The sequence below is a fragment of the Citrobacter amalonaticus genome (assembly GCF_002918555.1).
In the GTDB taxonomy this organism is placed as follows: Bacteria; Pseudomonadota; Gammaproteobacteria; order Enterobacterales; family Enterobacteriaceae; genus Citrobacter_C; species Citrobacter_C amalonaticus_A.
Genome location: NZ_PQMB01000002.1, coordinates 1,082,576 through 1,095,153, shown reverse-complemented (window position 1 = coordinate 1,095,153; position 12,578 = coordinate 1,082,576). Strand labels below are relative to the sequence as shown.

The following is a 12,578-nucleotide window of genomic DNA, read 5'->3' as shown; positions in this document are numbered from 1 at the left end:
TTAAGTTAAGACTTTGTTTGCTCTGACTCGCCACCGTTCGCGGCTTGTTGTTGATTGTCAGACGTTACTTCCTGCGCTTTCACCTGCACGCCAGGGCGTACTTTTTGCAAACCAGAGATAATGACGCGATCACCAGATTTAAGTCCGTCAGTGACCAGCCATTTGTCGCCAATCGCCTGACTTGCGACGATTTGACGGGTTTCAACTTTGTCATCTGCACCGACAACCAAAGCGGTTGCGTCGCCACGTGGCGTACGGGTAACCCCCTGCTGCGGTACCAGAAGTGCGGTTGGGTTGGTCCCTTCTTCCAGACGTGCGCGAACAAACATACCCGGCAATAAGGTATGATCCGGGTTAGGGAAGATGGCGCGTAAAGTGATAGAGCCGGTGGTCTGGTCAACGGTGACGTCAGAAAATTCCAGCGTACCAGACTGTGGGAACTTGATGCCGTCATTGGTCACCAGCTCGACTTTCGCCTTGCCGTTTTCCTGTTTCAGCGTCCCGTTCGTCAGCTCTTGCTTCAGACGCAGGAAATCGTTACTTGACTGGGTCACATCAACATAGATCGGATCGAGTTGCTGCACCGTTGCCAGTGCGGTTGCCTGACCATTCTGCACCAGCGCACCTTCTGTCACGGACGATTTACCAATACGCCCGCTAATCGGAGAGGTGACTTTGGTGTAAGCCAGATTGATACGTGCGGTTTCAACAGCGGCTTTGGCCGCGACAACAGCCGCATTGGCTTGCTGCAAATCGGCCTGCGCCTGATCGTAATCTTGCTTGCTGATGTACTGGGTACCGAGCAGTTTCTGATAACGACTTACCGTTACCTGCGCAATGCTTGCAGCCGCCTGTGCTTTGGCCAGATCGCCTTTTGCGCTTTCGTACGTGGCTTGATAGGTTGCAGGATCAATCTGATAAAGAGACACACCTGCTTCGATGTCGCTGCCTTCCGTGAAATTGCGCTTCAGGATAATACCGCTCACCTGAGGGCGAACTTCTGCAACACGGAAAGCGCTGGTGCGACCCGGGAGTTCAGTTGTGATTTGTAGAGGTTCAGTTTTGAGCGTCACAACCCCAACTTCTGGCATCTGCTGGCCCCCTTGTTGGGCCGGTTTGTCGTCACATCCTGTTAGCGCTAAGCTGCCTGAGAGCATCAGAACGACCGCCAGAGGCGTAAACCCTCTGTTTTTGTTCATATATAAACCTCGAGTGTCCGATTTCAAATTGATCAATGGTCAAATGTCTACAAACCCATTGCTGCGTTTATATTATCGTCGTGCTATGGTACATACATCCATAAATGTATGTAAGTCTAACGCCTGTAAATTCACCGACATATGGCACGAAAAACCAAACAACAAGCGCTGGAAACTCGTCAACACATCCTGGATGTAGCCCTGCGTTTGTTCTCGCAACAAGGCGTATCTTCCACCTCGCTTGCGGAGATTGCAAAAGCCGCTGGCGTCACTCGCGGCGCAATCTATTGGCACTTCAAAAACAAGTCGGATTTATTTAGTGAAATCTGGGAACTATCAGAATCCAATATAGGTGAGCTTGAGACTGAGTATCAGGCAAAATTCCCTGACGATCCACTATCAGTGCTAAGAGAAATTCTAGTTCATCTTCTTGAAGCCACCGTGACGGAAGAGCGCCGACGTCTGTTAATGGAGATTATATTCCATAAATGTGAATTTGTTGGGGAGATGGCGATTGTTCAGCAGGCACAACGTAGCATCTGCATTGAAAGCTACGATCGGATTGAACAGGTGTTAATGCGTTGTATCAAGTCAAAAATGTTACCTGAAAATCTGCTCACCCGCCGTGCTGCAATCATCATGCGCGCTTATGTTTCCGGTATTATGGAGAACTGGCTTTTTGCGCCGCAATCCTTTGATCTGAAGAAAGAAGCACGGAGTTACGTCACCATCCTGCTGGAAATGTTTCAATGTTGTCCCACGCTACGGGCAACGGCAACAAACGACAGTGTCTGAAACGGACGCGAGGATTTTTCCTGGACGATCTGCGTCCCGCTATTCTGCCTGACACAGCCGTGATATCCTTATCGCTTGACTATTTCCGGTCGCTCTCCCGGTGCAGAAACCTTCATTCTCATGACTATGTTGCAGCTTCATAAACGTTCACAGCATCTTGTTCTGATCGCTATTACCTTTTTTATTCTTATGCTGTCCTGTCAGTCATCGGCATTCGCGCGCGCGCAATCGAATGGCGATCTGCCGTCGAAGACTGATGTGCAAAGCCAACTGGATACGCTGAATAAGCAAAAAGATCTCTCCGCGCAGGATAAGCTGGTTCAGCAGGATCTTATCGAGACCATTGCCACGCTTGAGAAAATCGACCGGGTGAAGGATGAGACAATCCAGCTGCGTCAGCGGGTGGCGCAGGCGCCGGAAAAAATGCGTCAGGCGACCGATGCGTTAAATGCGCTTAGCGATGTGGATAATGATGACGAAACGCGAAAAACGCTGAGCGCGCTCTCACTGCGCCAGCTGGAACTGCGCGTTGCTCAGGTGCTGGATGATTTACAGAATGCGCAAAACGATCTTGCCACGTACAACAGCCAGCTGGTTTCTCTGCAAACTCAGCCGGAGAGGGTACAGAATGCGATGTACAACGCCTCGCAGCAGATGCAGCAGATTCGCAACCGACTCGATGGTACTGGCGTTGGCGAAACGGCGCTGCGCCCCAGCCAACAGGCTCTGTTACAGGCGCAGCAGGCACTGTTGAGTGCGCAGATCGAGCAGCAGCGTAAAAGTCTCGAAGGCAATACCGTTTTACAGGATACCCTGCAAAAACAACGTGATTACGTTACCGCCAACAGTAATCGCCTGGAACATCAACTGCAGTTATTGCAGGAAGCGGTAAACAGTAAACGCCTGACGCTCACGGAGAAAACGGCGCAGCAAGCGGTATCTCCGGATGAAACGGCACGTATTCAGGCGAATCCGCTGGTGAAGCAGGAACTGGAGATTAACCACCAGCTCAGCCAGCGACTGATTACCGCGACTGAAAACGGCAACGCGCTGATGCAGCAAAATCTCAAGGTCAAAAACTGGCTTGATCGTGCTCTGCAATCTGAACGCAATATTAAAGAGCAAATTGCGGTGCTGAAGGGCAGCCTGCTGCTGTCGCGCATTTTGTACCAGCAGCAGCAAACGCTGCCATCGGCGGATGAGCTTGCAGATATGACCAACAGAATTGCCGATTTGCGTCTGGAGCAGTTTGAGGTTAACCAGCAACGTGACGAGTTGTTCCAGAACGACGCTTTTGTCGCCAGACTGGAGGAAGGGCACAGCAGTGAAGTGAATGACGAAGTCCATGACGCCCTGTTACAGGTCGTGGACATGCGTCGCGAACTGCTGGATCAGCTGAATAAACAGCTGGGCAATCAGCTGATGATGGCGATTAACCTGCAAATCAACCAGCAGCAGTTAATGAGCGTCTCGAAGAACCTTAAAAGCATCCTGACCCAGCAGATCTTCTGGGTTAACAGTAATCGTCCGATGGACTGGGACTGGATTAAAGCTTTCCCGCAATCGCTGAAAGAGCAGTTCAAATCGATGAAAATCACCGTGAACTGGGAGAAAGCCTGGCCTGCGGTGTTTGTCGCGTTTCTGGCGGGCTTGCCGCTGTTACTGGTTGCCGGGGTTATTCGCTGGCGCCTGAAATGGCTTAAGGCGTATCAACAGAAGCTGGCCTCTGCGGTCGGTAACTTGCGTAACGACAGCCAGCTCAATACGCCAAAGGCAATATTGATCGATCTGATTCGCGCGTTGCCTGCATGTCTGATCATTCTCGCCGCCGGTTTGATTCTGCTCACCATGCAGCTGAACATCAGCGATCTGCTCTGGGCGTTCAGCAAGAAGCTGGCGATCTTCTGGCTGGTTTTCGGCCTCTGCTGGAAGGTACTGGAGAAAGAAGGGGTGGCCGTCCGGCACTTCGGTATGCCTGCACAGTTGACCAGCCACTGGCGCCGGCAAATTGTACGTATCAGCCTGGCGCTGTTACCGCTGCATTTCTGGTCCGTTGTCGCCGAGCTTTCTCCACTGAATCTGATGGACGACGTGCTTGGCCAGTCGGTCATATTCCTGAATCTGCTGCTGATAGCGTTTCTGGTCTGGCCAATGTGTCGTGAAAGCTGGCGTGATAAAGAGTCGCATGGATTACGTCTGGTCACGATCACCGTGCTGTCGATCATTCCGATCGCGTTGATGGTACTGACGGCAACTGGCTACTTCTATACCACGCTGCGTTTATCAGGCCGCTGGATTGAAACCGTCTATCTGGTGATCGTCTGGAATCTGTTGTATCAGACGGTGCTGCGGGGCTTAAGCGTCGCGGCACGCCGTATCGCCTGGCGTCGTGCGCTTGCCCGTCGTGAGAACCTGGTGAAAGAGGGGGCGGAAGGTGCGGAGCCGAAGGAAGAGCCAACTATTGCGCTGGAGCAGGTAAACCAGCAAACGCTGCGTATTACCATGTTAGTGATGATAGCGCTGTTTGGGGTGATGTTCTGGGCGATTTGGTCCGATCTGATCACCGTGTTCAGCTATCTCGACAGCATTACCCTCTGGCACTACAACGGAACAGAAGCCGGTGCTGCCGTAGTGAAAAGCGTCACCATGGGCAGCCTGCTGTTTGCGATTATTGCCTCTATGGTGGCCTGGGCGCTGATCCGCAACCTGCCGGGTTTGCTTGAAGTCCTGGTGCTTTCGCGTCTGAAAATGCGCCAGGGGGCATCCTATGCGATCACCACGATCCTTAATTACATCATCATTGCCGCGGGGGCGATGACGGTATTTGGCTCACTGGGCGTATCGTGGGATAAACTGCAATGGCTGGCGGCGGCCCTGTCGGTTGGTCTCGGTTTTGGTTTACAGGAGATCTTCGGTAACTTCGTTTCGGGTCTGATCATTTTGTTCGAACGCCCGGTGCGGATTGGCGATACGGTCACGATCGGTACCTTCTCCGGTACGGTCAGTAAGATCCGTATTCGTGCGACGACGATTACTGACTTCGATCGCAAAGAGGTGATCATTCCGAATAAAGCGTTTGTGACCGAGCGACTCATCAACTGGTCGCTGTCGGATACAACGACGCGTCTGGTGATCCGTCTGGGCGTGGCTTACGGTTCCGATCTTGATAAAGTGAAGAAAGTGTTGCTACAGGCGGCAACGGAGCATCCAAAAGTGATGCACGATCCGCAGCCTGCGGTCTTCTTTACAACCTTCGGCGCCAGTACGCTCGATCATGAATTGCGCTTATACGTTCGTGAACTGCGCGACCGCAGCCATACGGTAGATGAACTCAACCGGGCTATCGATCGTCTGTGCCGTGAAAACAACATTGATATTGCCTTTAACCAGCTTGAAGTGCATCTGCGCAACGAGAAGGGGGATGAGGTGACAGAAGTGAAGCGTGAGATCAACGGTGACGACCCGACGCCTGCGGTTTAATCAAACTATCGCATGCCTGATGGCGCTGCGCTTATCAGGCATGAAGTTCAGTGCAGGTGTTTGAAATTGCCTTAGGTTACAGGCCGGATGAGGCGCTTGCCCCGCCATCCGGCAAAACTCAGTCAGGTTTGTCAGCGGTCTGAGCCACTTTTTTTTCATAGTCCCGTTTAACCATTTCCAGCGCTTTCAATACGGTATCCGGGGCGACATTGTTTTCTTCCAGCAGGGCAATCAGGTCGACGGCCAGTTTGACTTCGTCCGGGGCGTTTTCCAGTGACATACTTTCTCCAGTGATTAGCGGGTTAAACGCGCCAGCACACGTTCGATATTTTCCAGAGCATGGCGGCAGCGAGCCAGACGCCCCTCATATGCTTCAATTTCACGCTGTAGCGTCTGTTGTTCGCTAAGGCTGGTGGTCTGCGCCAGCCGTATCTTACGTATTTGGATCATCTCCTGCAGGCGGCGCTCAAACTCCTGATGTTGAATGCGTTTACGTTGCCAGCGGGCGAGCGCGGGTGAGGTGTTATCCCACTCCCTGAGCGACCAGGCGGCGCTCTCCCGGGCGATCGCTTCCAGCTGTGAGGCGAGATGTTCAGCCAGCCAGGCAACCTGCGGCCGCTGCTGCCGTTCGACGGCATGACGCAGTGCGAGGAGATTGTCTTGCGCTTCAGCCAGACAGGCCTGCAACTGCGTGCTGCGGGTATGAAAAAGGTGTCTGTCAAAACGTGCGCTCAGCGTGGCGTGTTGAGCGACCGGGGCACACTGCTGGCGCAGACTGGTGAGCTGGTTCTCCAGTTTTTCTAACAGCATGGTGGTTTTCAAACGAACACTCCAGTGAAAATGAGAACTGTTATGCTACAGTAGCCTTTCGGCGTTCGACGACTTTTATTATGCAACGGATCATTTTAATCATTATTGGCTGGCTGGCGGTAGCACTGGGGACGCTGGGTGTTGTATTGCCTTTGTTGCCGACAACGCCATTTATCTTACTGGCAGCCTGGTGCTTTGCCCGCTCATCGCCGCGTTTTCATCACTGGTTGCTCTACCGTTCATGGTTCGGCAGCTACTTGCGCCACTGGCAAAAATACAAGGCGATGCCGCCGGGGGCGAAGCCTCGGGCTGTCGCGCTTATCCTCGTAACATTCGGTATTTCACTCTGGCTGGTTCAGATGAATTGGGTGCGGATATTGCTGCTGGTTATTCTTGCCTGTTTGCTGATTTTCATGTGGCGGATTCCGGTGATTGATGAAAAGCAACAAAAGTACTGAAGCACAATAATGTCGGTTGCAATTGTTCTTCACAGCCAGTAAATTCGACCGTTTTCGAGCACAGGCGCAGACGGTCAAAGGTTAAACAATCGTTACTTTGATCGTGAAAGTGTGCGCCGTGAGTAACACAGTAATAGCAGGCATACATCTATGACCGCGACTGCACAGCAGCTTGAGTTTATCAAAAATAGCATCAAAAGCATTCAGGACTACCCAAAACCGGGCATTCTTTTCCGTGACGTCACCAGCTTACTGGAAGACCCAAAAGCTTACGCGCTCAGCATTGAATTGCTGGTTGAGCGTTACAAAAATGCGGGCATCACAAAGGTTGTCGGTACCGAAGCGCGTGGCTTTCTGTTTGGCGCACCGGTAGCGCTTGGCCTGGGCGTCGGATTCGTTCCGGTACGTAAGCCGCGTAAATTACCGCGTGAAACCATTGCTGAAAGTTATGAACTGGAATACGGCACTGACCAACTGGAAATCCACGTTGATGCCATCCAGACTGGCGATAAGGTGCTGGTGGTGGACGATCTGCTGGCAACCGGTGGAACAATCGAAGCGACAGTGAAGCTGATCCGTCGTCTGGGCGGTGAAGTGACCGATGCGGCTTTCATTATCAATCTGTTCGATCTGGGCGGCGAGCAGCGTCTGGAAAAGCAGGGGATCGCCTGTTATAGCCTGGTTCCTTTCCCCGGGCATTAATCCGTTCAGCAGCGCCTGAAGATTATTAGTCAACCTCGCTGTATTGGCGAGGTTGTGTTAGCATTCCTCCCTATGAATCCACCTTCCAGCGTTTCAGAGCCTGCCAATGAGTTATCAGGTCTTAGCCCGAAAATGGCGCCCACAAACCTTTGCTGACGTCGTCGGCCAGGAACATGTGCTGACCGCACTGGCGAACGGCTTGTCGTTAGGGCGTATTCACCATGCTTATCTGTTTTCCGGCACTCGTGGCGTCGGGAAAACCTCTATCGCCCGTCTGCTGGCGAAGGGGCTGAATTGTGAAACCGGCATTACCGCTACGCCGTGCGGCGTATGTGATAACTGTCGTGAAATCGAGCAGGGGCGTTTTGTCGATCTGATTGAGATCGATGCTGCCTCGCGCACCAAAGTCGAAGACACGCGTGATCTACTGGATAACGTCCAGTACGCTCCCGCCCGCGGTCGTTTTAAAGTTTATTTGATCGACGAAGTGCACATGCTGTCCCGTCACAGCTTCAACGCATTGCTCAAAACGCTTGAGGAACCGCCTGCGCACGTTAAGTTCCTGCTGGCGACCACCGACCCGCAGAAGCTGCCGGTGACAATTTTGTCGCGCTGTCTGCAATTCCATCTCAAGGCGCTCGATGTCGAACAGATCCGCCATCAGCTTGAGCATATCCTTAATGAAGAGCATATCGCTCACGAACCGCGCGCGTTGCAGCTGTTGTCTCGTGCAGCCGATGGCAGCCTGCGAGATGCGCTGAGTCTGACCGATCAGGCGATTGCCAGCGGTGATGGACAGGTCTCCACCCAGGCGGTGAGCGCAATGCTCGGTACGCTGGATGATGATCAGGCGCTATCGCTGGTGGAAGCGGTAATAGAAGCGAACGGCGAGCGGGTGATGTTGCTGGTCAATGAGGCGGCCGCCCGCGGCGTCGAGTGGGAAGCGTTGTTGGTTGAAATGCTGGGGCTGTTGCACCGTATCGCAATGGTCCAGCTCTCACCGGCTGCACTCGGTAGCGATATGGCCGCGGTGGAGCAGCGTATACGCGAACTGGCGCGCACCGTGCCGCCGGCCGATGTTCAGCTCTATTACCAGACGCTGTTGATTGGCCGTAAAGAACTGCCCTTCGCGCCCGACAGACGGATGGGCGTGGAAATGACGTTGCTACGTGCGCTGGCGTTCCACCCGCGTATGCCCTTGCCGGAACCAGAGGTTCCCCGGCAATCTTTTGCGCCTGTCGCTCCGACGGCGGTGATGACGCCGACCCAGGTGCCTCCGTCGCCCGCACCGGCGCATCAGGTGCCAGCGGCTTCTCTGCCGGAATCCACCAGTCAGGTACTGGCGGCGCGTAATCAGTTGCAGCGTGCGCAGGGAGCAACCAAAGCAAAAAAGAGTGAACCGGCAGCCGCTTCCCGCGCGCGGCCGGTGAATAATGCTGCGCTGGAAAGACTGGCTTCGGTGTCAGAACGCGTGCAGGCCCGTCCTGCGCCGTCTGCGCTTGAGCAGGCTCCGGCGAAGAAAGAGGCCTACCGCTGGAAGGCGACCAATCCGGTTGCCGAAGTGAAAGAAGTTGTGGCCACGCCCAAAGCGCTGAAGAAGGCGCTGGAGCATGAAAAAACGCCGGAACTGGCGGCCAGGCTTGCGGCAGAAGCGATTGAACGCGATCCGTGGGCGGCGCAGGTCAGCCAGCTGTCACTGCCGAAACTGGTCGAGCAGGTGGCTCTTAATGCCTGGAAAGAGGAGAACGGCAATGCGGTCTGCCTGCATTTGCGTTCCAGCCAGCGCCATCTGAATTCTACCGGTGCCCAGCAAAAATTGGCTGAGGCGCTCAGTACGCTTGCAGGTTCAACGGTTGAACTGACCATCGTTGAAGATGATAATCCGGCACAGCGTACGCCGCTGGAGTGGCGTCAGGCGATTTATGAAGAAAAACTCGCGCAGGCGCGTGAGTCGATTATTGCGGATAACAACATCCAGACCCTGCGTCGATTTTTTGATGCAGACCTGGATGAAGAGAGTATTCGCCCCATTTGATCGTAAGCGACGCTTACGATTGCCATCCCTTAACGTGATTGAGAGAGAAGCCTATGTTTGGTAAAGGCGGTCTGGGTAACCTGATGAAACAGGCCCAGCAGATGCAGGAAAAAATGCAGCAGATGCAGGAAGAAATCGCGAAGCTGGAAGTGACCGGCGAATCCGGCGCTGGTCTGGTAAAAGTGACCATCAACGGCGCGCACAACTGCCGTCGCGTGGAAATCGATCCAGGCCTGCTGGAAGATGACAAAGAGATGCTGGAAGATCTGGTCGCTGCCGCATTCAACGATGCTGCACGTCGTATTGAAGAGACTCAAAAAGAGAAGATGGCTTCTGTCTCCTCCGGCATGCAGCTGCCACCTGGCTTTAAGATGCCGTTCTGATGCAAACCAGCCCGCTGTTAACTCAGCTTATGGAAGCACTGCGCTGTCTGCCGGGCGTTGGCCCGAAGTCGGCGCAGCGAATGGCGTTTACGCTGCTTCAGCGTGACCGCAGCGGCGGGATGCGTCTGGCGCAAGCGCTCACCCGGGCGATGTCGGAAATTGGTCACTGTGCCGATTGCCGCACCTTCACCGAGCAGGATGTGTGCAATATCTGTTCGAATCCGCGTCGCCAGGAGAATGGCCAAATCTGCGTGGTGGAGAGTCCGGCGGACATCTACGCCATTGAGCAGACCGGGCAGTATTCCGGGCGCTACTTCGTACTGATGGGGCATCTGTCGCCGCTCGACGGCATCGGGCCGGATGATATCGGTCTCGACCGGCTGGAACAGCGGCTGGCGTCAGAAACGCTTAATGAAGTGATCCTTGCGACCAACCCGACGGTCGAAGGGGAGGCCACCGCGAACTATATTGCCGAGCTTTGTGCGCAATATGGCGTTGAAGCCAGCCGCATCGCCCACGGCGTGCCGGTAGGCGGCGAGCTGGAGATGGTCGATGGCACCACGCTGTCGCACTCTCTGGCAGGGCGACACAAGATTAAATTCTGAACAAACGGAGGCCGCGACGGCGGCTTCCGCTTGAAATCCTTCCCGCTTGTCCCCATTTCCTCCTCAACCTGTTTTTACCATTAAAAATGGCATTGTTGAGGTAGATCTACATGAAAGGACAAGAAACGCGTGGTTTTCAGTCAGAAGTCAAACAGCTTCTGCACCTGATGATCCATTCTCTGTATTCCAATAAAGAAATCTTCCTGCGTGAGCTTATCTCTAACGCCTCTGATGCGGCAGACAAGCTGCGTTTTCGCGCGCTGTCGAACCCGGACCTCTATGAAGGTAACGGCGAACTGCGCGTGCGCGTCTCCTTCGATAAAGATAAGCGTACGCTGACCATCGCGGATAATGGCGTGGGGATGAACCGTGATGACGTCATCGATCATCTGGGGACGATTGCGAAATCTGGCACAAAATCCTTCCTTGAATCAATGGGGTCTGACCAGGCGAAAGACAGCCAGCTGATCGGTCAGTTTGGTGTGGGGTTCTACTCCGCGTTTATCGTGGCAGATAAAGTGACCGTCCGGACCCGTGCGGCGGGCGACAAACCGGAAAACGGCGTGTTCTGGGAATCTGCGGGCGAAGGCGAGTATACCGTTGCGGATATCACCAAAGACGATCGCGGAACGGAAATCACCCTGCACCTGCGTGAAGGGGAAGACGAGTTCCTGGATGACTGGCGCGTGCGTTCCATCATCAGCAAATATTCTGACCATATCGCTCTGCCGGTAGAGATTGAAAAACAGGAAGAGACAGACGGCGAAACCGTGGTTTCCTGGGAGAAAATCAACAAGGCGCAGGCGCTGTGGACTCGCAATAAATCAGACATCAAAGACGATGAGTACAACGAATTCTACAAGCACATCGCTCACGATTTTACCGATCCGCTGACCTGGAGCCACAACCGCGTGGAAGGCAAGCAGGAGTACACCAGCCTGCTTTACATCCCGTCTCAGGCACCGTGGGATATGTGGAACCGCGATCACAAGCATGGTCTGAAGCTGTACGTTCAGCGCGTGTTCATTATGGACGATGCCGAACAGTTTATGCCGAACTATCTGCGCTTTGTGCGTGGCCTGATAGATTCAAACGACCTGCCGCTGAACGTATCCCGTGAGATCCTCCAGGACAGCACGGTCACCCGTAACCTGCGCAGCGCGCTGACCAAACGCGTTTTGCAGATGCTGGAAAAACTGGCGAAAGACGACGCGGAAAAATACCAGACCTTCTGGAAACAGTTCGGCCTGGTGCTGAAAGAAGGCCCGGCGGAAGATCACGCCAACCAGGAAACTATCGCCAGACTGTTGCGTTTTGCCTCCACGCATACCGACTCTTCCGCACAGACCGTCTCTCTGGAAGAGTACGTTTCGCGGATGAAGGAAGGGCAGGAGAAAATCTACTACATCACTGCTGACAGCTATGCGGCGGCGAAGAGCAGCCCGCACCTGGAGCTGCTGCGTAAGAAAGGCATTGAAGTGCTGCTGCTTTCCGATCGCATCGACGAGTGGATGATGAACTACCTGACCGAGTTCGATGGTAAAGCGTTCCAGTCCGTGGCAAAAGCCGACGAGTCTATCGACAAGCTGGCGGATGAAGTAGACGAAAGCGCAAAAGAAGCGGAAAAAGCGCTGACGCCATTCGTTGAGCGCGTGAAAACCCTGCTGGGCGATCGCGTGAAGGAAGTTCGTCTGACTCACCGTCTGACCGATACGCCGGCAATTGTCACCACCGACGCCGACGAAATGAGCACCCAGATGGCGAAGCTGTTTGCGGCGGCGGGCCAGGCGGTACCGGAAGTGAAATATATCTTTGAACTTAACCCGGACCACGCGCTGGTGAAACGCACCGCGGACACTGAGGATGAAGCGAAGTTCAGCGAATGGGTTGAGCTGTTGCTGGATCAGGCGCTGTTCGCTGAGCGCGGCACGCTGGAAGATCCTAACCAGTTCATCCGCCGTATGAACCAGCTGCTGGTTTCCTGAACGTTGCTCTGTAATGCCGGATAGGACGCCGGGCGTCTTATCCGGCCTACGGCTGATAGCCGCGTGTAGGCCGGATAAGCGTCAGCGCCATCCGGCATTTTGCCTTTCAAATCCTCTCTTTTTTTA

At 54.1% G+C, this 12,578-nt stretch carries 11 protein-coding genes and 1 other annotated feature; of the genes, 8 read left to right on the top strand and 3 right to left on the bottom strand.

The window, feature by feature from the left end:
- Positions 1 to 5: 5 nt before the first annotated feature.
- Positions 6 to 1,199: a multidrug efflux RND transporter periplasmic adaptor subunit AcrA gene (acrA, locus tag C3432_RS10760; RefSeq protein ID WP_103776582.1), complete on the bottom strand. Its 1,194-nt coding sequence runs from the start codon at positions 1,197 to 1,199 to the stop codon at positions 6 to 8.
- A gap of 141 nt (positions 1,200 to 1,340) precedes the next feature.
- Between acrA and acrR the strand changes: the two genes are divergently transcribed.
- Entirely contained in the window at positions 1,341 to 1,994 is a 654-nt protein-coding gene (acrR, locus tag C3432_RS10755) for a multidrug efflux transporter transcriptional repressor AcrR (RefSeq protein ID WP_103776581.1), read from the top strand.
- Between the two features lie 120 nt (positions 1,995 to 2,114).
- Positions 2,115 to 5,474 carry a mechanosensitive channel MscK gene (gene mscK / locus C3432_RS10750; RefSeq protein WP_103776580.1) on the top strand — a complete coding sequence of 1,120 codons (3,360 nt, stop codon included), beginning with the start codon at positions 2,115 to 2,117 and terminating at the stop codon, positions 5,472 to 5,474.
- A 118-nt stretch (positions 5,475 to 5,592) separates the two neighbouring features.
- Here mscK and rsmS read toward each other — a convergent pair whose 3' ends face one another.
- Both rsmS and priC read right to left on the bottom strand, forming a co-directional pair.
- Positions 5,593 to 5,754 carry a pleiotropic regulatory protein RsmS gene (gene rsmS / locus C3432_RS10745; protein ID WP_103776579.1) on the bottom strand — a complete coding sequence of 54 codons (162 nt, stop codon included), beginning with the start codon at positions 5,752 to 5,754 and terminating at the stop codon, positions 5,593 to 5,595.
- A 14-nt stretch (positions 5,755 to 5,768) separates the two neighbouring features.
- A complete protein-coding gene (gene priC / locus C3432_RS10740; protein ID WP_103776578.1) occupies positions 5,769 to 6,296 on the bottom strand; it encodes a primosomal replication protein N'' in 528 nt (175 codons plus the stop codon).
- Between the two features lie 68 nt (positions 6,297 to 6,364).
- Here priC and C3432_RS10735 point away from each other — a divergent pair, with 68 nt between their 5' ends.
- The 6 genes from C3432_RS10735 (at position 6,365) to htpG (ending at position 12,452) form a co-directional block, all read left to right on the top strand.
- Complete coding sequence (locus C3432_RS10735; RefSeq protein ID WP_103776577.1) at positions 6,365 to 6,742, top strand: DUF454 family protein; 378 nt, start codon at positions 6,365 to 6,367, stop codon at positions 6,740 to 6,742.
- Positions 6,743 to 6,892: 150 nt separating this feature from the next.
- Positions 6,893 to 7,444: an adenine phosphoribosyltransferase gene (gene apt, locus C3432_RS10725; protein ID WP_103776576.1), complete on the top strand. Its 552-nt coding sequence runs from the start codon at positions 6,893 to 6,895 to the stop codon at positions 7,442 to 7,444.
- Positions 7,445 to 7,550: 106 nt separating this feature from the next.
- Complete coding sequence (gene dnaX, locus C3432_RS10720) at positions 7,551 to 9,479, top strand: DNA polymerase III subunit gamma/tau (protein WP_103776575.1); 1,929 nt, start codon at positions 7,551 to 7,553, stop codon at positions 9,477 to 9,479.
- Positions 8,812 to 8,876 (top strand) — a sequence feature (DnaX frameshifting element). It overlaps the preceding gene by 65 nt.
- A gap of 53 nt (positions 9,480 to 9,532) precedes the next feature.
- Complete coding sequence (locus C3432_RS10715) at positions 9,533 to 9,862, top strand: YbaB/EbfC family nucleoid-associated protein (protein ID WP_103776574.1); 330 nt, start codon at positions 9,533 to 9,535, stop codon at positions 9,860 to 9,862.
- Entirely contained in the window at positions 9,862 to 10,467 is a 606-nt protein-coding gene (gene recR, locus C3432_RS10710; RefSeq protein ID WP_103776573.1) for a recombination mediator RecR, read from the top strand. The genes C3432_RS10715 and recR overlap by 1 nt, the downstream gene beginning before the upstream one ends.
- 110 nt (positions 10,468 to 10,577) lie before the next feature.
- Complete coding sequence (gene htpG / locus C3432_RS10705; RefSeq protein WP_103776572.1) at positions 10,578 to 12,452, top strand: molecular chaperone HtpG; 1,875 nt, start codon at positions 10,578 to 10,580, stop codon at positions 12,450 to 12,452.
- Positions 12,453 to 12,578 lie beyond the last annotated feature (126 nt).